The organism is Cellvibrio sp. KY-GH-1 (genome assembly GCF_008806975.1).
In the GTDB taxonomy this organism is placed as follows: domain Bacteria; phylum Pseudomonadota; class Gammaproteobacteria; order Pseudomonadales; family Cellvibrionaceae; genus Cellvibrio.
Map to the genome: position 1 here is coordinate 1,597,099 of NZ_CP031728.1, position 22,358 is coordinate 1,619,456.

General features: G+C 46.0%; 24 protein-coding genes. 7 read left to right on the forward strand and 17 right to left on the reverse strand.

Features of this window, described 5'->3' with window-relative positions:
- Positions 1-494 precede the first annotated feature (494 nt).
- The 13 genes from D0C16_RS06775 to D0C16_RS06835 all read right to left on the reverse strand — a co-directional run bounded on the left by D0C16_RS06775 (position 495) and on the right by D0C16_RS06835 (position 15,049).
- On the reverse strand, positions 495-929 hold the full coding sequence (locus D0C16_RS06775; RefSeq protein WP_225318932.1) for a hypothetical protein: 435 nt from the start codon (positions 927-929) through the stop codon (positions 495-497).
- An 897-nt stretch (positions 930-1,826) separates the two neighbouring features.
- On the reverse strand, positions 1,827-2,285 hold the full coding sequence (locus D0C16_RS06780; protein ID WP_151031608.1) for a hypothetical protein: 459 nt from the start codon (positions 2,283-2,285) through the stop codon (positions 1,827-1,829).
- A 126-nt stretch (positions 2,286-2,411) separates the two neighbouring features.
- Positions 2,412-2,960, reverse strand: a complete 549-nt coding sequence (locus D0C16_RS06785; RefSeq protein ID WP_151031609.1) for a pyridoxamine 5'-phosphate oxidase family protein — start codon at positions 2,958-2,960, stop codon at positions 2,412-2,414.
- Positions 2,961-3,541: 581 nt separating this feature from the next.
- Positions 3,542-3,844, reverse strand: a complete 303-nt coding sequence (locus D0C16_RS06790; protein ID WP_151031610.1) for a hypothetical protein — start codon at positions 3,842-3,844, stop codon at positions 3,542-3,544.
- Between the two features lie 422 nt (positions 3,845-4,266).
- On the reverse strand, positions 4,267-5,964 hold the full coding sequence (locus D0C16_RS06795; protein WP_151034835.1) for a family 43 glycosylhydrolase: 1,698 nt from the start codon (positions 5,962-5,964) through the stop codon (positions 4,267-4,269).
- A gap of 158 nt (positions 5,965-6,122) precedes the next feature.
- A complete protein-coding gene (locus D0C16_RS06800; protein WP_225318934.1) occupies positions 6,123-7,721 on the reverse strand; it encodes a glycoside hydrolase in 1,599 nt (532 codons plus the stop codon).
- A 2-nt stretch (positions 7,722-7,723) separates the two neighbouring features.
- Positions 7,724-9,043 (reverse strand): glycoside hydrolase family 5 protein, encoded by a 1,320-nt coding sequence (locus D0C16_RS06805; RefSeq protein WP_225318935.1) that lies wholly within the window; start codon positions 9,041-9,043, stop codon positions 7,724-7,726.
- A 202-nt stretch (positions 9,044-9,245) separates the two neighbouring features.
- On the reverse strand, positions 9,246-10,427 hold the full coding sequence (locus D0C16_RS06810; RefSeq protein ID WP_151031611.1) for an AraC family transcriptional regulator: 1,182 nt from the start codon (positions 10,425-10,427) through the stop codon (positions 9,246-9,248).
- A 106-nt stretch (positions 10,428-10,533) separates the two neighbouring features.
- Positions 10,534-10,971, reverse strand: a complete 438-nt coding sequence (locus D0C16_RS06815; RefSeq protein ID WP_151031612.1) for a DUF3592 domain-containing protein — start codon at positions 10,969-10,971, stop codon at positions 10,534-10,536.
- A 27-nt stretch (positions 10,972-10,998) separates the two neighbouring features.
- Positions 10,999-11,727, reverse strand: coding sequence for a CPBP family intramembrane glutamic endopeptidase (locus D0C16_RS06820; RefSeq protein WP_151031613.1), 729 nt, complete (start codon positions 11,725-11,727; stop codon positions 10,999-11,001).
- A 242-nt stretch (positions 11,728-11,969) separates the two neighbouring features.
- Positions 11,970-13,442: an inorganic phosphate transporter gene (locus D0C16_RS06825; RefSeq protein ID WP_151031614.1), complete on the reverse strand. Its 1,473-nt coding sequence runs from the start codon at positions 13,440-13,442 to the stop codon at positions 11,970-11,972.
- Between the two features lie 251 nt (positions 13,443-13,693).
- Positions 13,694-13,900, reverse strand: a complete 207-nt coding sequence (locus D0C16_RS06830) for a cold-shock protein (RefSeq protein ID WP_151031615.1) — start codon at positions 13,898-13,900, stop codon at positions 13,694-13,696.
- 411 nt (positions 13,901-14,311) lie between these two features.
- Positions 14,312-15,049 carry a hypothetical protein gene (locus tag D0C16_RS06835; protein ID WP_151031616.1) on the reverse strand — a complete coding sequence of 246 codons (738 nt, stop codon included), beginning with the start codon at positions 15,047-15,049 and terminating at the stop codon, positions 14,312-14,314.
- 245 nt (positions 15,050-15,294) lie between these two features.
- On the opposite strand from D0C16_RS06835, the gene fnr reads away from it, so the two are divergent.
- The 4 genes from fnr (at position 15,295) to D0C16_RS06855 (ending at position 17,876) form a co-directional block, all read left to right on the forward strand.
- Positions 15,295-16,053 carry a fumarate/nitrate reduction transcriptional regulator Fnr gene (fnr, locus tag D0C16_RS06840; RefSeq protein ID WP_151031617.1) on the forward strand — a complete coding sequence of 253 codons (759 nt, stop codon included), beginning with the start codon at positions 15,295-15,297 and terminating at the stop codon, positions 16,051-16,053.
- Between the two features lie 15 nt (positions 16,054-16,068).
- Positions 16,069-16,662, forward strand: a complete 594-nt coding sequence (locus D0C16_RS06845) for a DUF4202 domain-containing protein (protein WP_151031618.1) — start codon at positions 16,069-16,071, stop codon at positions 16,660-16,662.
- A gap of 35 nt (positions 16,663-16,697) precedes the next feature.
- Positions 16,698-17,075, forward strand: coding sequence for a SirB2 family protein (locus D0C16_RS06850; protein WP_151031619.1), 378 nt, complete (start codon positions 16,698-16,700; stop codon positions 17,073-17,075).
- Positions 17,076-17,357: 282 nt separating this feature from the next.
- On the forward strand, positions 17,358-17,876 hold the full coding sequence (locus D0C16_RS06855; RefSeq protein WP_151031620.1) for a hypothetical protein: 519 nt from the start codon (positions 17,358-17,360) through the stop codon (positions 17,874-17,876).
- 78 nt (positions 17,877-17,954) lie between these two features.
- On the opposite strand, the gene D0C16_RS06860 is transcribed toward D0C16_RS06855, so the two are convergent.
- The 3 genes from D0C16_RS06860 to D0C16_RS06870 form a co-directional block, all read right to left on the reverse strand.
- Positions 17,955-18,293 (reverse strand): hypothetical protein, encoded by a 339-nt coding sequence (locus D0C16_RS06860; RefSeq protein ID WP_151031621.1) that lies wholly within the window; start codon positions 18,291-18,293, stop codon positions 17,955-17,957.
- A 66-nt stretch (positions 18,294-18,359) separates the two neighbouring features.
- Positions 18,360-19,382: a rhodanese-related sulfurtransferase gene (locus D0C16_RS06865; RefSeq protein ID WP_151031622.1), complete on the reverse strand. Its 1,023-nt coding sequence runs from the start codon at positions 19,380-19,382 to the stop codon at positions 18,360-18,362.
- 92 nt (positions 19,383-19,474) lie between these two features.
- Positions 19,475-19,801: a BolA family transcriptional regulator gene (locus D0C16_RS06870; RefSeq protein WP_151031623.1), complete on the reverse strand. Its 327-nt coding sequence runs from the start codon at positions 19,799-19,801 to the stop codon at positions 19,475-19,477.
- Positions 19,802-19,991: 190 nt separating this feature from the next.
- On the opposite strand from D0C16_RS06870, the gene D0C16_RS06875 reads away from it, so the two are divergent.
- Positions 19,992-20,192, forward strand: a complete 201-nt coding sequence (locus D0C16_RS06875; RefSeq protein ID WP_151031624.1) for a hypothetical protein — start codon at positions 19,992-19,994, stop codon at positions 20,190-20,192.
- Positions 20,193-20,206: 14 nt separating this feature from the next.
- Here the strand turns inward: D0C16_RS06875 and D0C16_RS06880 are convergent, their stop codons facing one another.
- Positions 20,207-20,578 (reverse strand): diacylglycerol kinase, encoded by a 372-nt coding sequence (locus tag D0C16_RS06880; RefSeq protein ID WP_151031625.1) that lies wholly within the window; start codon positions 20,576-20,578, stop codon positions 20,207-20,209.
- A gap of 139 nt (positions 20,579-20,717) precedes the next feature.
- Between D0C16_RS06880 and D0C16_RS06885 the strand changes: the two genes are divergently transcribed.
- Both D0C16_RS06885 and D0C16_RS06890 read left to right on the forward strand, forming a co-directional pair.
- Positions 20,718-21,254, forward strand: coding sequence for a phosphatase PAP2 family protein (locus D0C16_RS06885; protein ID WP_151031626.1), 537 nt, complete (start codon positions 20,718-20,720; stop codon positions 21,252-21,254).
- Between the two features lie 41 nt (positions 21,255-21,295).
- The gene (locus tag D0C16_RS06890; protein WP_151031627.1) at positions 21,296-22,357 is read left to right on the forward strand and encodes an MJ1255/VC2487 family glycosyltransferase; all 1,062 of its coding nucleotides are present in this window, start codon (positions 21,296-21,298) and stop codon (positions 22,355-22,357) included.
- Position 22,358 lies beyond the last annotated feature (1 nt).

Sequence of the window (22,358 nt, forward strand, 5' to 3'; positions counted from 1 at the left end):
TCGCGCAGCGATTCGCTTAAACGCGCAACTTACAAACTGTCCCAGCGCACGCAGTGCGCGAATTAAACGACTTGTTGTAAGCTTAACGTAAGCCGATGCTACAACGCACATACTTTTACGAAAACCGCACCAACCTATTTCTTACAGTGCACAGACTTGATGGAGCTTTTGCCGAGCGCGACTATTAATTTTCCAACCACACAGCCAACTATTACTGCGGTGAATTTAGCACGCCAATGAAACGGACGTGAACTACGACTAACCGACCATAGGCCAGACCGAACGGCAGGTAAACTTTCAGATAACCGCGCGTGCTTACGGTCTACAAACTTTCCAAGTGCGATATAAAAAACTGCAAACCTTTACCTTACAACGCCGTGCTCAACGGCAGTTTGTAATTCGTGGATTTGTGGATTATTTTTGCGCAGCAAAACCACAAAGCCGCGACTTACAAACTGTCCAGCGCACGAAGTGCGCAATGTTGGAGCACTTTGTTATGCATTTTGTTCTAAAATTCTTTTTAGTAACGGTTTAGTATACTTTTCTATCGGATCATTTCCATCACAATGATCATATTCCCCTTCGTCGAACGCAATATATATGGAGTAGCAAGGTTCAACCAGATGAATATCTTTTTCCATAACATAGTTCAACATTGCCGACCATACAGCGTTCATTGCGAAATCAGCATCGTCATATGAAAATACTCCATTTAAGAATGAGAAGGCCATGTAGATGGATAGCTTATTAAATACATCTTCCACGCCAATGCCAATTGCCTTCGCACATGCCTTGTAATCATCAGGCATCTCAGAATCATCAATGATTTTATTTGCTAGTTCTTCAATTTTCATTTTCTGCATAACGCCAAGTTCAGCCGCAGTTTGTAAGTTGGTTTTTTGTGGAATACTTTTGCGTAGCAAAACCACAAAAAGGCGACTTACAAACTGTCGAGCGCACGAAGTGCGCGGTGCTGCAACGATTTGTTATAGGTGGATTTCAAGCGACTGAAGTAATGCCAAAGCCAGAACAAGAAGCCCACCCGTTAAAATTTCAAAAGCTGATTCTTACAGCGATTTGGCTTAGTGGCAACAGGAAAGAAGCTGAGAAGTTCGAAATCCAATTTCACCCACCAAGCAAACCAATATTTCCGTAAACCCTGCCAGCATTAGCCGGACTACTTTCTTACAAGCACAAGGAATGACGCCACAATATTCGAATGAACCGCGAAGCTCAAAAGTAACTGCTTGAGAAAAACCAACTAGTTCGCGTTCAAAAAATTCCAACAGCTATAACGCCAAGTTCAGCCGCAGTTTGTAAGTTGGTTTTTTGTGGAATACTTTTGCGAAGCAAAACCACAAAAAGGCGACTTACAAACTGTCGAGCGCACGAAGTGCGCGGTGCTGGAACGATTTGTTATAGGTGGCTTTCAAGCGACTGAAGTAATGCAAAAGCCGGAACAGAAAGACCACCCGTTAAAATGTATTACGCTGATTCTTACAGTGATTTGACTTAGTGGCAACAGGAAATAAGCTGAGAGGCTCGAACTCCAATTTCACCCACCAAGCAACCCAATACTTCCGTAAACCCTGCCAGCATTAGCCGGACTACTTACTTACATGCACAAGGAACAGCGCCACCAATATTCGAATAAACCGCGAAGATCAAAAGTAACTGCTTGAGAAAATTTCGCTAGCTCACGTTTGAGTAACACCAACAGCTATAACGTTGCGTTCACCTGCGGATTGTAAGTAGCGCGTTGCGATAAACTTCGCGCAGCGATATTGCATAAGCGCTACTTACAATACGTCAGGTGCAATGCCTTGTTAAATTTTTGGTTCGAACTCGATTGTATCAACGTACTTTCCGACCTTTGAGTTTTCAGTGAAAGCGGAAGGAAAAAAGTCTAATGTGTATTTAGCCCAATTAGTAGATAACTCACCGGTGTAAACCGCAACCAAATGAGTTTCCAAGCTATTTTCTCCTGATTTATTCATGGCGCCTTTCTTAACCACTGAACTTAGGTAGTAGTTCAAAGCCTCATTATTATCGAAAATTCTTGCTGAGAATTTCTTTGTTTTAGCTTTTGATGCCAATGAAGATAACACTTCCTCTATGTTAGTTTTAAATTCAGAAGAGCTTAAATCTACTGCCGAAATAAGTACTAAATAGCTCTTTGCTTCATCGAAGCGATAAGGGCCGTTTTCAAAATAGCTATATTTCTCTTCGCTCAAAGCATTAGCCGAAAACAATAGCAGCATGACAAAGACGTAAATTTTTCGCATGACCATTCCTAATTTAACGTTGCGATAACCGGTGGGTTTTAAGTAGCACTTTTGCCGTAAAATGCAGCGAAGCGGAATGGCAAAAATGCTACTTAAAACCCATCCGGTTGATTGCCTTGTTAGCTATTAGGTACCAGCCACCCAATTTTCAATTGGTGGATCTTCTATGTTAGCTATTATAGTTTCAGTACTCCATAGCTTTGAAAAAGCCAAAGCTCTAGGACACTGACTATACGACTCATGTACATCAACTAAAATTGCTTGCAAAATTTTAGCTTTTTCGTCTGGGTTGTAAACTTCTAGCGCTATCTTTTCAAATTCAGGATCAGATTTTCTTAAGATTCTAATGGAGCCATTTACTCTTGCACTAGAATTTACACCAGGAATAAAGAAAATAAGACCAACTTTCGAATTGGTTTCAAAATTTTCATAAGACTGGAATAATTTATTTCCTGCAACATCTGGAATTAACAGCAATTTTTCAGAAATTACTTTAACAAACCCTGGCAGGCCACCTTTAGGTGAGGCGTCACAATCACCATTGTAGTTGCTTGTTGCCATAACCATAAACGGAGAGTTTTTAATAAATGATTGTACCCAGTCAACCATATAAGGGCGAACTTTAGTTGCAGCTTTTTCAGACGGTGTACCGAATAATTCCTGACTCTGGTTCATGATTCTCCCTATGGAATAGCTAACGCAAAGTTAATGGGCGGTTTGTAAGTTGCGCGTTGGTGAAATACTTAGCGCAGCGATTCGCTTAAACGCGCAACTTACAAACTGTCCCAGCGCACGCAGTGCGCGAATTAAACGACTTGTTGTAAGCTTAACGTAAGCCGATGCTACAACGCACGCACTCTTACGAAAACCGCACCAACCTATTTCTTACAGCGCGCGGACTTGATGGAGCTGTTGCCGAGCACGACTATTAATTTCCCAACCACACAACCAACTAATACTGCAGTGAATTTAGCACGCCAGTGAAACGGACGTGAACTACGACTAACCGATCATAGGCCAGACCGGACGGCAGGTAAACTTTCAGATAACCGCGCGTGATTACGGTCTACAAACTTTCCAAGAGCGATATAAAAAACTGTAAACTTTTACCTTACAACGCCGTGCTCAACGGCAGTTTGTAAGTCGCGGTTTTGTGGATTACTTTTGCGCAGCAAAACCACAAACCCGCGACTTACAAACTGTCCAGCGCACGCAGTGCGCGAGTTGCAGCACTTTGTTATGTGCGACAGTTTTATTTATTCAATTTCTTGAATTACCCACTCACCACTTTCTATTTCATAAAAAGATAGATAACCCGACTTCAGCTCTTTAAACCTAGAAATCCAAGGAAATTTTTCGAATATACAACCCATACAAATAACCATTCCATCATCTGAGTCATTGGTGGAGTTACACATAAATTGCCAACCACCGTCATCCCAGTGCAGAACCTCAACTATTGGCCGCTCTCCATTCATTACATACTTTGTTGTGACCGCTAGAGTGTCGTCACTAAAATCGAAAGGCCAATCTTCCTTTTTGTATAAATGTGTATGCACTTTCTTACTCCGCCCTCATTTCACATAACATTTGTATACCGCGCATGCGCGTTATCTCTCCTAACTCGATCTCTTAGCACTTTTATATAACCCATTGAAAGCGATCAAATTTGGTGGCTACGTGGGAGATTTTATTGGGGGTAAAACACGCGTGCGCATTATTCTTCCAGAGCGTGCGCGTTTTCCGCCCGCCTTGGTACCTAAAGTGTTGAATATAGTGGCCTTTTGTTGGAATGGGAAGCGGATATTGCGCAACGTAAAGGGCAAAAACGCGCACGGGAGTTAGGGGGATTTGGATACACTGTATATCTAACCAAAAATGGGCGGCTTTAGAGCCTTAGATTACAGCTTAAAGATTGCCCGGTGAGCGAAGCAGTGATAACGACGTAATCTGCACAGACATGCAGAAGCTCGTTCAAACCCTAGACCTCCGCTATCGCTTGATATCGGAAATCTGTGATTCGCACTTTGCCTTTGTTGGCACAATAGATCCCGACCTTTAAGCTGAGGAATCCGCCAAATACATTGTGATTAATACCGGATACTTCCATTCGAGTAGGATGCAACTTCCAGCTCTGGCCATTATCAAAGGAATACTGATAAGTAATCACGTTGCGTTGATTAATTAAACGCACACGGACTTGTGATGAATTGGAGGGAACCCGTGCCCAGGGATGCTCTTCAGCATATTGGAAAGTTTTTACAAACTCTTGTGTAAATCCCAATCCGACAAATGCCTTGTGGTTGTAAAAAAGTAATAGCCCTGCTTCTGCACTCTGTATCAGATTCAGGGAAACTTCCACTTGATACGCCCTGTCCCCCACTCCACAGGTGATAGGAGAACTGTCTGCAGGCGATGATCCTGCTGCAGTCAGGTCCAGCATTTTTTTACCAAAATGGACACGCTGTGAATCTTCTTTGCCAGGATTGTAGAAGGCCCATTGGGTACCAAATTTATTGCGCGAAAAATCATCGGAAAGCGCAGCACCGAAAAAAAGCGCCGCATCGGTTTTTGCGTTTTCTGAATCACCTGGCGCCGACTTAACCGGCTTTGGCAGAGGGATAGAAAGGTCACCACCCTTTGCACGGAACCATCCATCATCTGTCCAGTCAATTGGCTCCAGGATTGCCTGCCTGCCAAGGGTTCTAAAATTATTTTCGTAAGCGTGATACACCATCCACCAATGACCTTCCTTGCCATTCTCGCTTGGCCCCTCGACCAGCGTTGCGTGACCGCGCGACCACCAGGGCTCAGCTTCCGATAAAGTACGCACTAACGGGTTGTGCGGGCAATGCTCCCAAGGGCCATGAACAGAACGCGAGCGAGCGGCAATAACCATGTGGCCAGTGACGGGGCCCGCAGTACCGCCCACTGCGGTTACTAAATAAAACCACTCACCACGCCGCATTAATTTCGGACCTTCCGGCGCAAAATTTTCGACGACCCAATCCTCCGGATAGCGCCAGGGGCTATAGGCATTTTCAAGCTGACCATCCGTCGCCAAACCGTCATCGGTTAAACGAATTTTGCGAATGCCATTAACGAATAAATAGCGCTTTCCATCTTCACCAACGGCGTGACCAGGGTCTATACAACCTTCAATGTTTAAATCGATGGGATCGCTCCAAGGTCCGCTAATATCATCCGCCCAGATCACAAAAATCGACCAGGGTTTGCCATCGGGCGCAGCGGGGATATAAATATAGTAACGATCACCGTATTTGCATAAATCCAGTGCCCACACAGTACCAATATTGTTGTGCAGAGCGGGACCGATAGGCTTCCAATTCACCAGATCTCGCGAATGCCAGATAATAATTCCCGGGTAAGAATTGAATGATGAAAACGTCATGTAGTAATCATCACCATCCTTGAGAATAGTCGGATCAGGATGGTCGCCAGCAATAATAGGATTTAGGTAAGTACCATCGCCAAGGTCCGCACGGCGCTGCCCTTCTATTCCACGCGCCCAGCGCGGAACTGCCGGGACTGTTGCAGCCTGTGTTGCCGCAGAAGTGACACAAGCTGAAGAAGACGCGGCGGCAAGCTTTGTTAAAGGCGCGACCAAAGTGCCTGCCATACAGGCTTTAAACAGTGTTCTACGGGAATTATCGACCATCATCAAATACCTGCGGCAAAAAACCTATTTTTTATACATTACAAAATAGAACCAACACACCGTGGGACAATGCGAGAAATGGGTTGGCTGATACAGTAATAGACGTGCTTGTGGGATGTGATTTTTGAATTTTATCCACAAGCACGATTGTAAAAATATTATCGCTTGGGTGATAGCTCCACCAGATAAACATCGTTTTCACGCAGAGGTAAATCCAATTGGTATTTACCATCGCGAGAAATACGAATGGTTTTTTCCGCAAAGGGTTTTCCGGTAGCGAGCGATTTAAGCTCAGCGACTTGTGCGCGCGTCAATTGCGCAGGTGAGCCCATACGAATGTAGGCGGTGTAGGCATCATTTTTTTGGTAACCCACTTGCGAAAGCAACAGCGTGTAATTGCCTTTTTTCAAACCCTGCAACTGAATGCTTACCTTGCCTTTATTAGCGGGCGGCAAATCTTTAATGTAGTACTGTTGGTTATTAATACCCTCCGGTAAAGTGAAGGTAGAATCCCACAACAATACCTGCACACTGCCGTTACCATCAGTGGCGACAATGGATTGTGCATCGTTATTTTTTATTTCCGTTGCCGATAACTTATTTAAAAATTGATAAGCAAAGTACGCCGGCTTTTTTATACCTTGGGTATTCATCAAGCCGAAACCGCCATGGAATGCTTCAAAGCGCGGACCCGGCTCTTCAAAAATATCGGTAAATACCCAATAAGACATAGATTGCGCTGCCCCACCCACTTGCTTGAGTTTTTGCAGAATGTAAGCGGGCTGATGGTATGAATCATGGGTCGGGTCTGCCGGCGTATACGACGAGCTCCATTCGGTGTAATGTAATTCCAGATTGGGCATTGCCGATGCAGAAATTTCGGTGCGATTTTTTAACACATCGCGCGCAACCGCTAACTCATCTTTGGATAAAACAGTACCGGTATTGCCGTACTCATCCAGAAAACCCCGATTTACTCCGTACGAATGGGTACTCACAAAATCCAGCGGGATCTTGTGTTCCGCACAGTAAGCGATCATTTCCGGAATCCAGGCCGCACCTGCCGTCGCGGGGCCACCCACTTTATAATTTGGATTTACACTCTTGATTGCCCGCGCACTGTGAGCATAGAGTTTGAAATAATCTTGCTGACTACCTGCCCAAAAACCGTCGAGATTGGGTTCATTCCAAACCTCAAAATACCAACGCCCAACTTCTTCTGCGCCGTAACGCTGCGTCCAATGTTCTGTGAGTTTTTTAACAAGTGCTTCCCACTTTTCATAACTGTGTGGTGGGGTAACATTGCCGCGCCACCAGAAAATTGTTTTATCGCCACTCGCCAGAGCCGATGGCATAAAGCCCAATTCCACAAAAGGTTTCATGCCAATGCTGAGAATATAATCGTAGAGAGCATCTATATATTGAAAGTTGTAATGCTCACGCCCCTGGGCATCAATTTTATATACACCCATATCATCAGTGAGCAAGCCGTGCATGCGAATGTAACGAAAACCTGCATCGCGCTTTATTTCAGCCAACTGTTGTTGCCAATCAGCGCGCAGGCCCTCATTAGCACGCCCTGCCCCGATACTTAAATCAAAAAATCGGTTTAACTCACCCTTGGTTTGAGACACATCAACAGCGATCACGCGCCCCTGTGCGCATAACATTGCTGATGACATGAGCAAAAAAAATGCGCAGGCACTTTTAATGAAGTGGCTTTTTTTAGATCGAGCATTAGCAAATAGGTTTTGCATAATTATTTTCCCGCTCCTTGCAATAAGGCATCCAGCGTTTGCTGATCAAAAATAGTATTCTGTTTACGATCAAAAATGCCTGAACTGAAGTTATCCAGCCCGCCATTATCCCAATAGAAAGGCAACATGCCATTCACCAATGCCTGTTGCACCACATACTTGTGATAGTAAGCGCGCCCTGCCAAATGCAAGCTCAGCGCATCCCCCGTGAGATTGGTGCGCCGCATTGCGCCGAATTCACCTAATAATACCGGCACACCTTTATCAACAAACTGAGTTTTCATGGCTTTGAACCAGGTGTCTATGTAATCCTCTTCTCCCCAGGTGGGATTGTGTTCAACATCAGTCGGCGAATGAAAACCCTTACCCCAGTAGTAGGCTTGCTTGCCCCAGGACTCATCCTTACTCATCAGCACAAAATTGTACGGACTGTAAAAATGCACTTCACTCATCAGGCGATTAGTAGCTGTATCTACTGGCATTTGCGGCCATAACTTATTGGTTTTCTCAATATCAGTTGAAGGCCCCTGCACGACCAATACGCGGTACGCATTTTTTCCGCCGGTGGCGCGCACTGTATCGACAAAAGTTTGGTGATAGCTGAGCAGCACCTGCATCTGCTCCGCGCTTTCCACGTTGGGCTCGTTGGCGCTGGCGAACATCAGGTGTTCGTCAAAATCCCGCAGCTCAGTGGCGATTTGCTCCCAGAAGGCTTTTTGTTTCGCGTTGTTCTGTTCTTGTTTGGCTGAAACTACATTGTTCTCCAACCAACCCCCGTCCCAGTGGATATTAATAAGCACATACATGTCACTCTCAACCGCGTACTGCACAACTTGTTTAACACGCGCCAGCCAGACCGCGCTGATTTCTGCCGTTTGCTGGTTAGCGTATTGATCCCAGGCCAAAGGGATGCGCACCGCATCAAACCCTTTTGCCTTCAGCAATTGCATCAGCTCTTTAGATACCTGCGGATTGCCCCAGGCGGTCTCGCCACCAATGGCTTCCATGGTGTTGCCAATATTCCAACCCAGTTTGATTTTGCCTGCCAATTGAACTGCATTGCTTTGCATGCCTACTGCATCTGCAGGCAAGGGGTTTTTGTTGTAGTCAGGATAGAAAGCAGCCGTAGAGCTGGTCGATATAGTGCTGCTACTCGATTGGGTGGCGCTGGTGACAGTTAGTGCACTGGAAACTGAACTACTGCTTGAGGGAGGGACGGATGCGCTACCGGGGACGTTGGAACCACCACCACCACCACCGCCTCCACAACCAGAAGTTATCGCCAGTACGCCCGATAAGAAAAGCAGGTTTATTATTTTCATTGTGAGTCTCCAAACTAAAAACCCCGCCGCCAAAGAACAGCCTAAGCTCCGGCAGCGGGGCAGGGAAATAGAGCGCGAGTTTGCTAAAAATCAGCCGAGGGAAGTTAATATTTGCCCTAAAAATTGTTCCAATTTGCAAATAGTTGAAGTTTTTTTAATTTAATTTGAAGTTGTAACGTCGGGCACTTCCGAATTACCCGGACTAATCAGGCTTTTGTTGCTCGTTAACAGCAGTTTGGCTGGACAGGTTTTTGAAGGTTTTAGGCGTGCAGTTATACTCTTCTTTGAACAGCTTATTGAAGTAGGAAACATTTTTGTAACCTACCGAATAGGCAATCTCGGCAATATTGGCTTCCTCTGTTTCCGCCAACAGACGGGCTGCTTCTGTCAGACGCAACTTGTTCAGGTAACCGGTAAAAGTAAAGCCGAGTTCTGCCTTGAGGATGTCATTGATCTTGGTGCGGCTCACACCGATGGTTGCCGTCATAGCATCGAGGGTTAACTCCGAACTGGCGTACTGCGTTGCCATAAAGTGCAGAATTGCACTCTTGTCTTTATCGCGGTGGGGCTCCACGGATAATTGCTGGTAGGCCAGTAACGGCCGATCGCGTTGTAGCTTCTCTTTCAGGTCTTGCGTCAACGCACGGGTATGCTGGCGGAACAACCAGATCGCATAAGCACTCCAGATTAACAACAAACCAGCAGCCTGCAGATAGGTGTAGAACCAGTTGCGCCCACTGAGTTTGATTTCGCTTATCTGGATATTGGCGGCCAGATTAAATGGGCTTTGAACGCTGCTGCCAAAGCTCATCTTGAATACCTTGTTCAATTGATAATCCTTGCGTGACAATTCCACGTTATACATCTCATACCACCACTGCGGCGTTTCCAGATGAGTCAAATCCAGCACTACGGGTGCCCAGACTTCATTGCAGGAAAAAAATGTTGCCGGGCTGCGATAACTCAAATAATCCCCGGCATCAGAAACGTGTTCATCAAAGGTTACAACGGAAAAATTTAACACGTTGGCGGGGGCACATTTGACATCGAAGGTGATCTTGTCAAAGCGGGATAAATCCACAGACTCCAATACGCCCTGCGCTTTACCGAATGCCAGGCTCATTGCTGCGTAGGGGTAGCGTGCCTGGTGTGAGAGGTTCAAGGTAAAATTCAGGCTAAACCGGTCATCCGCCACAGTCACAGTAGATAAACCACCTTGAGGAGCGTCATCGTTTAGCTCACTGTGCCAAACCCAATCGCTTTTACTCGCCGGCAGTAGCACCGCGGTAACTTGGCTATGCTGGGTACAAAAATAGCTAAACAGCCCCGAGACAAAGAGCAAGCACAAAAAACTGATTAACACTTTCTTATAAAAGGATTGCATGCTAAACCTGAAGGGCTGGCGATAAATACTTATTCTTGTCGGTAACTCAATAATTGCAGTTAAATTTACACAATTTTAGCCTGATTCCGCTTCTCGCGATCAAGTCCTACCGGGTCCTGCGCCACAGATAAAAACCCAGCAACATAAAACCCGCCGAAAATAGTAGGCCTACATAGTGGGACTTTTTAACTCCGGTTACCAATACTGACTCTGTGTAATCTTCCGGGTTTACATAAACCTTTACCGATTGATTAGAGAATCGAACCTCATCAGTTCCGCTTATACCATAACCGATTCGAGTACCTGTGTATTGTTTGTTATTGATGATATAGCTGTAGGTAATCCAACTACTCTGATACAAACCTTTACGCTTTGCTACGCCATCTCCCTTCAATTTTCCTGAATGAACCGACCAGTTTTCTGCCGCCGTCGTTTTAATAATATTCTTACCTGTAGTCAGCAAGAGTAACGCTGAGGCTAGTATGCATAAACCAAAAAAGAATGAGCGCAAGCGCTGGTAATTTTTCTCTATTTCCGGGTTCATTAACGCAAAACCTCACACCAAAACTTATTACCACAAAAATAAAAAGATGCAGGTGTTCATCGCAATATTAAACACCATGTGCGACAAAATACCGATATAGATACTGCCACTACTCGCCCTTAGCCAAGCGAACATCCAAGCCACCAGAAACATCAACACAAACCAAAGTGCGCCTGAGAGCGGCAAATAAGTTAACCCGCTTTCGGTTTTGATAATACCGTGATGCACCTGGTGAATAAGTGCGAACAGTGTGCATTCTATAACCGTACTGGTATTGATACTGAAAGTTTGCTCCAGTGTTTTTTGCAGTTGGCCGCGATAAAAAATTTCCTCGCCTATGGGGCTGAACAACATCGCCGGAATAGTAAAAATCAAGCTAAGCATCCAGAAGGACATGGCAGATGTATCCATCATTGCCTTATAACTATTGCCGATATTTACAAACCAATTATCCACCGCCTTGCCAAACAACAAATAACCGAGCGCAAAGCATAGAAGCGCAGCACCAGTTCCCGTTACTATTGCCAATATGTAACGCGATGCCATATCGGGCCGCTGCAATCCAATTTGGCGACGACCATTTGCAGTCAATAGCGCCCAGGGCAATATTGCCATAACACAAAAACTGAGCGGCAACACCCAGCGCAATGAAGACGGCCCCAACACACCTAACGCACGTACAGCACTGAAGCCAATCACTAACGCTCCCATAATAATGAGCGAGACACTGGGCGAAATAAACTTTTTATACAACATAAAATCCCTTATCAATGAATAAATTGCCAGTAAATCCGGCGTGACGATGGTTGGAAAATTCTGGATTCAACCAATAAGCGGAGGGCCGGTTAAGGCTATTTATATTCAAAGCCACAGACAATAGCTAAAGGATATTTTTTACGCAGGAAACAGGAAAGTTGGAGCGGGACTTTTTGGAGAGAGAGGGAGAAGCGCGCTATGTAAACCACACACTGCGCGCTTGAACATCACCTGGAAAAAGGTTAACCAATAAACAAGGTACCAAGGTAAAACAAACCACCAGACAAACAAATAGTTGCTGGCAAGGTAAATACCCAAGCGAGCAATATGGTTTTCACAGTACTGAACTGCAAGCCGGATTTGTTGGCCACCATGGTGCCGGCTACAGCCGAGGACAGAACGTGCGTGGTAGACACTGGCATACCGGTCACACTCGCCACACCGATCGCGGTTGCCGCGGTAATTTGTGCGGCCATGCCTTGCGAATAGGTCATACTGCTTTTGCCGATTTTCTCACCAACGGTAAATACAATCCGCTTCCAACCCATCATAGTGCCCAGACCAAGCGCCAAAGCAACCGCAATGATTACCCAGAAAGGCGCGTATTCAGTAGTCGCCGTCAGGTCTTTGCGCAGACTATCCAAATCGGATTTCTCTTTGCTGTTAAAACCGTCGAGTTTAGATACTTTTTTCGCCGCATCATCAATACACAACAACAACCGGCGAATGTTACGGCGTTCGCTCAATTCCAGATCACGGTATTGAGTCATACCCTGCATTTCAGTGATCAGCGCATTAATCACCAACATGCTTTCTTTGGCATTACATTTAAAGGTTTCCGGCAAAACAGCATTAGCAGATGCATTGACATCAACCACTGAACTTACCTTGGCTTCGTGCTCTTTATAGAAAGTTTGCAAATGCACTGCCGCATCGCGGGTGCGTTCAACTTGATATTTGCTGCTATCAAGATTCAACACAAATTGCGCGGGCGCCAAACCAATCAGCACCAACATAATCAAGCCAATACCTTTTTGACCATCGTTGGAGCCGTGCACAAAACTAACGCCCATGGCAGACGCCACCAGAGTCACACGCGTCCAGAATGGCGGGTGTTTTTTGCCATCGATTTGCTCGCGCTCTTGTGGGGTTTTATGAATTTTTGGACCAGTGAATACTTTCTTCAACAGCAGTAATACCAGCGCCGCCACACTAAAACCCACCAGCGGGGAGATCAGCAAGGACAGCATAATATCGATGGCTTTTTTAACATTCACACCTTCGCTGATTGGAATCTCGGAAATCAGCGCATTCGCCAAACATACCCCCAGCAGGGAGCCAATCAGGGTATGCGAACTGGACGCGGGAATACCGAAATACCAGGTACCCAGATTCCACACAATGGCAGCAGCCAGCAGGGAAAATACCAACACCATGCCGCGTACCGAGGTGATATTTAGCAGCATATCCACCGGCAGCAGGTGCACTATCGCGTAGGCTACCCCCAGCCCACCCAACATCACGCCCAGAAAGTTGAAAATACCCGAGGCAATTACTGCGAGGTGAGGATTCATTGCTTTGGTATAGATGACAGTCGCTACCGCGTTGGCAGTATCGTGAAAGCCATTAATAAATTCATAGGCAAGAACGAAGACGAGTGCCAAAAAGAGGCTGGCGCCCATGAAAAAACCGAGCCCGGTGAACATTTCTAACATAGGTTATCCGCTTGACTGAGAAGATCGATTTTAATACCACCCTCTCCTTGTGGTTTTACCACCCCATTGCGTCGGCGTTTACCGCCGCAAGGCGCGCGCATTATGAAGTTTTTGTGACAGTAAATCGACCTTTTAGCGATCATTTGAGGCAAAAAACACAGCATCTACCTCCAGCCGTAAGGCAATAAAAAAGCCGCCTCGATCGCTCGGGCGGCTTTTTTGTAATCGCATCCGAAACGGATGGCTAGCAATTACAGACCAACAACGTTCTCGGCTTGCGGGCCTTTTTGGCCTGGCTTAACGTCAAACTCTACTTTTTGGCCTTCAGCCAGGGTTTTGAAACCTGAGCCAGTGATAGCGCTGTAGTGAACGAATACGTCTTGACCTGCTTCGCTCGCGATGAAACCGAAACCTTTAGACTCATTGAACCACTTAACGGTGCCAGTACTTCTAGCCATGATAAAAACCTCGATGCTCTATACAAAATAATAAAATGAATACCCCAAGAGGAGCTTAGGCTGGCGAATTCAGATGTTACTTATGAAGAACAATACGAGGTACTAATAGATCTACTGCTAGAACAACGGATAGGACTTACCATAAATAATGCTGCAGAAGGGCCAGCTAAACCGCACTATATTCCGCCCCATTCATGATGTAAAGATTTAATTTGGGCCCTAAAAATCCACTTTTGGCTATAAGGCGCAAACCGCTGCGGCAATTTGTCACTCCCATTATTGCCGGGGAAAACGCTAGTATTCGGGACATCGCCAACCGCGATTAAATGCAGTCGGCGAGCGTCACTTTCACTTAACCGGAACCCCCGGTTAATCTCCCTGGGGCTGGATTCCAGCCCATTTTTCCAAGGACTAAGAGCGCAACTCCAATGCCGCCAATTTGACCCATTTTCCGTGGAGCTCGTTGTAATGACTTCCGGACGTTTTTGCCTTTGCCAAAATTGCCTCGAATACCTGCAGCGCTCTTTCCATTTGGCCGAGCTTCTTTGACAACCTGGCGAAATGATAACTCGCCTCAGCGCCGGGATAGTATGAATCCAGAACCTCGTATTCATGCAGAGCGGCATAATCATCCCCCAATGCCTCCAAGGCTCGAGCATAGAGCAAATGCGCATCCGGGTTTTTATAGTCCGGATTTCTAGCGATTAATTCATCCAATAAATCTTTCACTTTTGCGTATTCAGCCAAACCAAACTCAGCCTGAGCTAGCCCATACATAAACAACGGATCAAATTCATGAATTCCTTTTCGGCAATCCCGATACAGAATAGCGGCTTCCGAATATTGTTGTTTGATCAACAACTCTTGAGCGAGGCGCGAAGCATTTTCTGTTGTTTTTGCGGCCTGGTAGTTTTGCGCAGCACTATTTAAATCCCGATCTGGATTTACCAACTCTTGAACCTTTCTCATGGTCTTTCGTCCAGATCTGGTTCCGGCAAAATCTGGCAGCAACTCCAGCACCAAATAGGCTATAGAACCCGCAACAGGCAATATCATTACCAGCCAAATCCAAGTGCGAGGACGCCCCGTCTTCAGAATATGAATCACCAGCGCAACCTGGATTAATAAGGATAAAACCACTATAGGCATATTATTGCTCCCTTTTTTGCTGTTTATTTTCCACGCAATCAGGCTAAAACTGCGCTTCACACTGCCGCCTAAATGCCAGCGGCAAACTATAGTGCTTTCACCTATTCAGAGAAAGAGTAACTAATAACTATTTATACGTCAGGATAAGGGCAAACTTCGGCTTTACCCTACCCGGCAAAGCTGCAACAATCTCATCCGACACAACATTTATCCCTGCCCGCGAATTCGCGTGAGGTTGTCACTTTATGACAGTTAACCAGTCAATCGTAAAATCCCAGGACTCCAGCTGCCCGCACGATAAACGCGTGAGCTGCGGCAATTGCCGACTCAACACCATATGCTTACCAATCAGTTTGCATATTGATGACATAGATAAGCTCAACAACATAGTGCAGCGCGGCAAGCCATTGCAGCGCGGTGATTATTTGTATCGCGCCAACGATCCGTTTGATTCAGTGTACGCCATTCGCTCTGGCGCGGTAAAAGCCATGACGCTAAGTGACAACGGCGAAGAACAGGTCACAGGATTTTATCTGCCGGGCGAAGTCGTGGGTATGGATGGCATTGCCGACAATCGCTATACCAACTCCGTAATTGCGCTGGAAACAGCATCAGTCTGCGAAATTCCATTTAATCGTATGGAAGAACTCAGCCTACAGATCCCCAATTTGCAGCGGCATTTTTTCCAGCTGATGAGCCGTGAAATTACCCAAGATCAGCAGATTATTACCCTGCTGAGCAAAAGCAGCGCCGAAGAGCGTATTGCTGCATTACTGCTCAGCATTTCCAGCCGCAACAGCCGCCGCCAATTATCAGCCACTGCCTTTCGGTTGCCGATGTCGCGCACTGATATCGGCAACTATTTAGGTTTAACCATAGAAACGGTCAGCCGTATTTTTACTCGCCTGCAAAAGCAGGAAGTTATCCATGTCGATAAAAAAGAAGTCGCAATCACCAACATGGAACAACTGCGCAATATCGCCAATGGCGACACCGATTGCTAATCCAGAGACCTCAATATGATTGATTTAACTCGCCTTAACTCCACTCTGGCGGCATTTGATGCTGCCAATCTGGAAGACCCTAATCTTGAACAGGTGGATGGACGTTCAGTTGCTAAAGAATGGATCTATGCCCAGCGCATGAGCGCCCAGCTGCATAAATTTTGCGAGGCGCCTTCAGAAGCATTGCAATTAGCAACGCGCAGTCAGCATATATGCCGATGGAAAATCCCCCGTAGCGACTACCCTATGGATCGTAGTGGTTACAAAAAGTGGCGTTTGGATTTGGCGCAGTTACACGGCGACATCGCCGGTGACATTATGGCGACACAGGGCTACGACGAAAATATGATTGCGCGAGTAAAAGATCTACTCCTCAAGCGCAGTTTAAAACGCGATGACGAAGTACAAGCATTGGAAGACGTTGTGTGCCTGGTCTTTATCGAGTTTTATCTGGAAGATTTTGCCAGCAAGCACGACGAAGAAAAGCTAATCGATATTATTCGCAAAACCTGGAACAAAATGTCCACCAAAGGCCATGAGGCCGCACTTCAACTGCCATTGTCTTCCGCCATGTTGGCGCTGGTCACCAAAGCACTGAGCCCAGATTAAGGTTTTATCAACCATCCCTATAAAAGGAACGCACCGTGTACCTAGCCTTAAAACATTTGCACCTGACTTTTGTGACGCTCTCATTAATTTTCTTTGTATTGCGCGGCATTTGGTTGTTTCTCAACTCCAGCCTGCTCGCAAAAAAATGGGCGAAAATTTTACCGCACGTTATTAGCACCCTGCTACTTCTGAGCGGTGTTGTGCTAGCCGTACACTTGGGATTGTCACCCGGCAGCCAACCTTGGTTGCTGGCAAAAATAATCGCTCTGGTCGTTTATATCGGTTTGGGAGTAGCAACGTTCAAGGTTTCCAACAGCAACCTCAGCAAAACCTTATGGGTTAGCGCCCTGGTCGTATTTGCCTATATGGTTAGCGTTGCTATCACTAAAAATCCGTTGGGATTTTTGGGATAACCTTCGCGCGGAGTGATAATGTCACTCCGCATTCCCTCCATCTTTTCCGCACTATCGCTACTATCTAGCAAATAGATCCCTCGCCCCTCGGAACCCGGTGTCACTGTGTTAAGCGTATAAAAATGGTACTGACACCATTGGTAGCAGTTTGCCTGCAAAGCAGAAACCAATGGCTATAATCAAGTTCAAGGTTATTTACAATGCTTGACGTATCTTTAAAAGTGATCTATATCACACACCAGTTGTTCACCTTTCACATAACTTTAATAACGGGCGAGCCCTATGAAAAAAATATTATTGACCATCACCCTGTTAACACTTTCGCAATTCAGCCTTGCGTGTGACGAAGCCTGCAAAAAGACCAAAGCGGAAACCGCCAATAACCTTAAGTTCGCCACTTACCTGACTGCCAAGTATTGTCAACAAACCAGTAATGACTTTCTGATCCAAGGTAAAAAGAGCCTACAAACTTATCGCGAAAAGCAATTGCCGACTGCACATAGAGGCGGGGCAAAAAACATTAGAAATTTCGTATTGCAGCGCAAAGACTGGTTGCTGGAGTGCGATAAATACCTGCAACTCACCGAGCAAGGTCGGGTATTTCGCGATAAAGAGAGTACCGACAAAATTCTTGGCGCTATGACGGCAACCGCAGATGAATTGGAAAAAATTATGAAGCGCCCTAAAAATGATGCTGAAGTGCTCGATCTGATAACAGCACCAGCGGGGCAAAAGTTTGATGAACTCTTTAAATTAGTCGACGGTCACTATCTGGAACTGCAACGACGCGGGCTGCTCTAGATCACTAATCGGCTGCGATAAAAAAACGGCGCATCGGGCGCCGCTTTTCATTTCCCAAGTAACTTAGGAGTTCTTTTTCTAGGAATTCTTTTTCAGTGATAGCACAGAACGCTGTGGTTTATCCGGGCGATCAGCAAAACGCTTGGCCAACTCTTCTCTTGCTTTAATGGCTTCTGATTTGGCGTCCTGAGCCGGGCTTGATTGCCAGGACTTGGGCGTTGATCCCCCTGCTTTAGCCAGGAACTCCAACCCCGAGCGTAACAATCGCGCCTGGTCCACAAAGCTGATCCCCTCAGGAAACTTTCCGGGGTAAACCTCTGAAGGATCTTTTGGATTGCCCTCAATACGAATGGTAAAACCACTGGCATGAGTTGCTGCGCCAGCGGCTACATCTGCTGTCCAATCTTCAAAATTCATAGATACCACTTACATCTCATCAATGAAGGCGACATTAAAACATATAGTAATTGTGTGACAAAATAGTTAAACACTATTTCCTGCAGAAACGGCTGCCATATTTGCTGCTTCCAGTGAAATTCGGCGCTGTTCTTCGCGTAGCTCACGCTTTTGTGCCGCGCGCAACTGGCGCTCAGGTGGGAGCGCACCTATATGAGTTTCATTGCGTTCTTTTGCCAACTCAATTTGTTTTTGTCGCTCAGCAAAACGAACTTTTTGATCATCTGAAAGCTTGTCGTAACAGCGCGGGCAGCAAACTCCCACCATGTACAAGGGCGACAGCTTATCCTCTTCGGTAATGGGAAAACGGCAGCCATGACACTGATCGTAGATACCCTTTTGCAGTTTGTGATTTACCGCTACACGGTTGTCAAAAACAAAACACTCGCCCCGCCATAAGCTTTGCTCTTCCGGCACTTCCTCCAGATATTTAAGAATCCCACCTTCCAAGTGGTAAACCTCTTCAAACCCCTGTTCTTTCAAGTAAGCAGTCGATTTTTCGCAACGAATACCGCCCGTACAAAACATCGCCACCTTTTTATGTTTGGCAGGATCGAGGTTATCCGCCACGTAGGCAGGAAATTCACGAAAGGTTTCAGTTTTCGGGTCGATCGCACGCTCAAAGGTACCTATTTCGTATTCATAAGAGTTTCGGGTATCAATAACTACCACATCGGGGTCACTAATCAATGCATTCCAATTTTGTGGTTTAACGTAGGTCCCCACAATCTTCTGTGGATCTATGCCGCTAACCCCCATGGTTACAATCTCTTTTTTCAGTTTGACCTTCATCCGATAGAAAGGCTGCTCCTCATAAAAAGACTCTTTATAGCTGAGCCCCTCAAAGCGGCCATCTGCTTTAAGGAAGGCCACCAAACCATCAATCGCAGCACGGGAACCAGAAACAGTTCCATTAATACCTTCCTCGGCCAGCAACAGGGTTCCCTTTACCCCCAGCGAGTCACAAAACTCTTTCAGGCGAGGAACAATTGTTTCGTAATCAGGTAATTTCACGAATTTATACAGCGCCGCAACAACAATTTGACTCATAAGGATCACTTAACCGGGTTAACACAAGATCGGACAATCGCCCTGTTTATCAAGGCGCGCATTATAGGCGTTTGTTTTTTGTACAACCACTACTAATTTTGTTGGTCGTGCTTACTTCCGCCCAAGCACTGGGGAGAAAGCGGCACCTGGTTGTTCTCTAACCACTCCTCCGGACTAAAGGTATGCAAAGCCAATGCATGCACCCCAGACTTTAATTCCTCAGCCAAACAGGCATAAATTGCTTGATGACGCTGCACCTGACGCTTGCCTTCAAAGTGTGAAGAAACCAGTGTCACCTTGAAATGGGTTTCAGAACCAGGAGGCACGGAATGCATAAAGCTTTCATTAAGCACATCCAAATGGATTGGCTGGAAGCCTTGCGAAAGTTTGGTATGTATTTGATTTTCAACCGGATTCATATCAGCAACCTCGGGTAGCGGGCACTTGGGATAGATGATGGCTATTTAGCCACAGCCATCCATGTAAAAAAACTGGCGGCATTTTAGCGGCAAAGATCTACACTGTGTTGACTTGGAACAAAGTAGATTCAAGTTAATGCAGCGCGATATAACCATAACAGTTCACCGGCGAGGACAAACAAGCAAAATCATGAGCGACCACAAGTTTTTTATCGACCGTCGTAAAGGCGCGGATCGCCGCCTGGATCGAGACCCTTGTAAAAACTTGCCGATGGATCTGTACCATCGCAAGCGCCGCAAATCAGCTGAGCGCCGCAATCAGGAGCGCAGTCTGGCTGACGATTACCTAGCCTTCCTTGGCTCTCTGGACGCCAGTAATCAAAGGCATTAACGCAGGTTAAAAATTTACCAAAAACGATTAAATGCCACGATTGACCATACAATTACTAACAGGGTCAAACTGACAAACACCAGCGCAGAACCTATATCTTTCGCGCGGCCGGAAAGCTCATGACGCTCGGAACCTGTGCGATCTACCACCGCTTCCACTGATGAGTTGGCTAACTCAGCCATCAATACCCAGAACACACTGCTAATTAAAAGTATGAGTTCAATATGGGTTTGTGCCAACCAAAAGGCGGTTGGAATCAGAATTACTGCTAAACCAACTTCCTGTCGAAAAGCAGCTTCATATTTCCAGCTTGCCGCGAACCCCTTCATCGAATAACCAAACGCATCTATCACCCGCGCAATACCGGTTTTACCTGGTTTACCCATTCGCCTTCTCCAACTGTTGTCATTTCAGATTCATTGAGTGTTCACAGAATAGTCACATACCAATGTTAAAAAAGATCGAGCGATGTTGTTTTCCCACTCGCCCGGATTCCTGTGCAACCTAACTTAATGGCGGTGAATCATGAACACATTTTTACAGCGCGTCCACCATTTGGACACACTTGCATTCTTGTGGGTGCATGTGACAAAAGGTTTTCAGTATCGTCGTTCCGTCAGATTTATTTCACATACCGGCGATGGCCCCGTTTATTTCTTGATTGCGCTAGCCCTGCTTTTGTTAGAACCCGTCGCAGGGGAAACATTTTTTTGGGTGGGCATTCTTGCGTACTTATTTGATGTAAGCCTCTACCTGTTACTGAAAAACCTGATTAAGCGCGATCGCCCTGCGGTAAAAATTACCAGCTACCAAGCGTGGATTACTCCTTCCGATCAATTCAGCTTTCCTTCGGGTCATACGGCGGCAGCCTTCTTGTTTGCTTGTCTGATTTTGAATTTCTATCCGCTATTTGCAATACCCGCCTTTATTTGGGCCAGCGCAGTTGGTGCCAGCCGGGTTTTATTAGGCGTGCACTACCCCACCGATTTGGTTGCTGGCGCCCTGTTGGGAAGTGCCTGTGCTTTTTGGGGAATTTACCTGCAGTCATTAATCAACATTTAACAACAACTATTTCCACTTATTTTTATTACAGAGCTGATTGCATGAAAATATTGTACGGAGTTCAGGGGACGGGCAACGGCCATACAACACGCGCGCGTATTATGGCCAAAGCACTTGCTAACGCTGGCGCACAGGTTGATTGGGTATTTTCCGGCCGCGAGCGCGACAAGTTTTTTGATATGGAAGCCTTTGGAAATTTTCAATCCTACCGTGGACTTACCTTTGCAACACAAAGTGGAAAAGTACTTTTTTTAAAAACCGCGCTCAACTCAAACCTTACCCAGCTTTACCGGGACACACGTGACGTTAATGTTGAAGGGTATGATTTTATAATTAATGACTTTGAACCAGTCTCAGCTTGGGCCGCTAAACGTGCAGGCAAAAAAGTGATTGGCATTTCCCATCAAAATGCCTTTTTTTACGATATCCCCAAAGCTGACAGCAACATATTCACTAACTGGTTTATGCATAATTTTGCTCCGGTAACCATGCCCATTGGCTTGCATTGGCATCACTTCAACCAGCCCATATTGCCGCCAATGGTTGAGCAGGCTAACCACCTGAATTACTCCACCCCCAAACACTATCTTGTTTATCTTCCCTTTGCCGGGGTGGATGACATAGTGCCGCAATTACGCGAATTTCCTGAATATGACTTCTTCGTTTACCAACCTGTTCCGGCTGCTTATGACGAGGGACATATTCATGTGCGCCCTTTTTCGCGTGAAGGCTTTCAAGCAGACTTGCATCGTTGTGAAGGGGTTATTTGCAGCGCCGGTTTTGAGTTACCCAGTGAAGCCATTCACTTGGGCAAAAAAATATTAGTGCAACCTGTCGCCGGTCAAATGGAGCAAAAATCCAACGCACTCGCGCTGGAAAAATTAGGTTACGGACAAGTTGCCAAGCATTTTGATGTGGAAACACTGGGGAAATGGTTGCCATTAAAAGCACCTACGAAAGCGCGCGATTATCCTGATGTCGCCAAAGCATTGGTTAACTGGTTGCTGCAAGGTGGCGGTGAAGATATTCGCATGTTACAGCAACAGCTTTGGCAGGAAACCATTGAGGTAGAGAATTCGGAGAATCGTTTGTTTGCCAAATAAC

What these genes read in the sequence shown, in the direction of transcription:
- D0C16_RS06780 (WP_151031608.1), bottom strand. Translation starts at nt 2,285, where the DNA reads ATGCGAAAAATTTACGTCTTTGTCATGCTGCTATTGTTTTCGGCTAAT.
- D0C16_RS06785 (WP_151031609.1), bottom strand. Translation starts at nt 2,960, where the DNA reads ATGAACCAGAGTCAGGAATTATTCGGTACACCGTCTGAAAAAGCTGCA.
- D0C16_RS06795 (WP_151034835.1), bottom strand. Translation starts at nt 5,964, where the DNA reads ATGGTCGATAATTCCCGTAGAACACTGTTTAAAGCCTGTATGGCAGGC.
- D0C16_RS06800 (WP_225318934.1), bottom strand. Translation starts at nt 7,721, where the DNA reads ATGCAAAACCTATTTGCTAATGCTCGATCTAAAAAAAGCCACTTCATT.
- D0C16_RS06805 (WP_225318935.1), bottom strand. Translation starts at nt 9,043, where the DNA reads ATGAAAATAATAAACCTGCTTTTCTTATCGGGCGTACTGGCGATAACT.
- D0C16_RS06810 (WP_151031611.1), bottom strand. Translation starts at nt 10,427, where the DNA reads ATGCAATCCTTTTATAAGAAAGTGTTAATCAGTTTTTTGTGCTTGCTC.
- D0C16_RS06815 (WP_151031612.1), bottom strand. Translation starts at nt 10,971, where the DNA reads ATGAACCCGGAAATAGAGAAAAATTACCAGCGCTTGCGCTCATTCTTT.
- D0C16_RS06820 (WP_151031613.1), bottom strand. Translation starts at nt 11,727, where the DNA reads ATGTTGTATAAAAAGTTTATTTCGCCCAGTGTCTCGCTCATTATTATG.
- D0C16_RS06825 (WP_151031614.1), bottom strand. Translation starts at nt 13,442, where the DNA reads ATGTTAGAAATGTTCACCGGGCTCGGTTTTTTCATGGGCGCCAGCCTC.
- D0C16_RS06830 (WP_151031615.1), bottom strand. Translation starts at nt 13,900, where the DNA reads ATGGCTAGAAGTACTGGCACCGTTAAGTGGTTCAATGAGTCTAAAGGT.
- D0C16_RS06835 (WP_151031616.1), bottom strand. Translation starts at nt 15,049, where the DNA reads ATGCCTATAGTGGTTTTATCCTTATTAATCCAGGTTGCGCTGGTGATT.
- fnr (WP_151031617.1), top strand. Translation starts at nt 15,295, where the DNA reads ATGACAGTTAACCAGTCAATCGTAAAATCCCAGGACTCCAGCTGCCCG.
- D0C16_RS06845 (WP_151031618.1), top strand. Translation starts at nt 16,069, where the DNA reads ATGATTGATTTAACTCGCCTTAACTCCACTCTGGCGGCATTTGATGCT.
- D0C16_RS06855 (WP_151031620.1), top strand. Translation starts at nt 17,358, where the DNA reads ATGAAAAAAATATTATTGACCATCACCCTGTTAACACTTTCGCAATTC.
- D0C16_RS06860 (WP_151031621.1), bottom strand. Translation starts at nt 18,293, where the DNA reads ATGAATTTTGAAGATTGGACAGCAGATGTAGCCGCTGGCGCAGCAACT.
- D0C16_RS06865 (WP_151031622.1), bottom strand. Translation starts at nt 19,382, where the DNA reads ATGAGTCAAATTGTTGTTGCGGCGCTGTATAAATTCGTGAAATTACCT.
- D0C16_RS06870 (WP_151031623.1), bottom strand. Translation starts at nt 19,801, where the DNA reads ATGAATCCGGTTGAAAATCAAATACATACCAAACTTTCGCAAGGCTTC.
- D0C16_RS06875 (WP_151031624.1), top strand. Translation starts at nt 19,992, where the DNA reads ATGAGCGACCACAAGTTTTTTATCGACCGTCGTAAAGGCGCGGATCGC.
- D0C16_RS06880 (WP_151031625.1), bottom strand. Translation starts at nt 20,578, where the DNA reads ATGGGTAAACCAGGTAAAACCGGTATTGCGCGGGTGATAGATGCGTTT.
- D0C16_RS06885 (WP_151031626.1), top strand. Translation starts at nt 20,718, where the DNA reads ATGAACACATTTTTACAGCGCGTCCACCATTTGGACACACTTGCATTC.
- D0C16_RS06890 (WP_151031627.1), top strand. Translation starts at nt 21,296, where the DNA reads ATGAAAATATTGTACGGAGTTCAGGGGACGGGCAACGGCCATACAACA.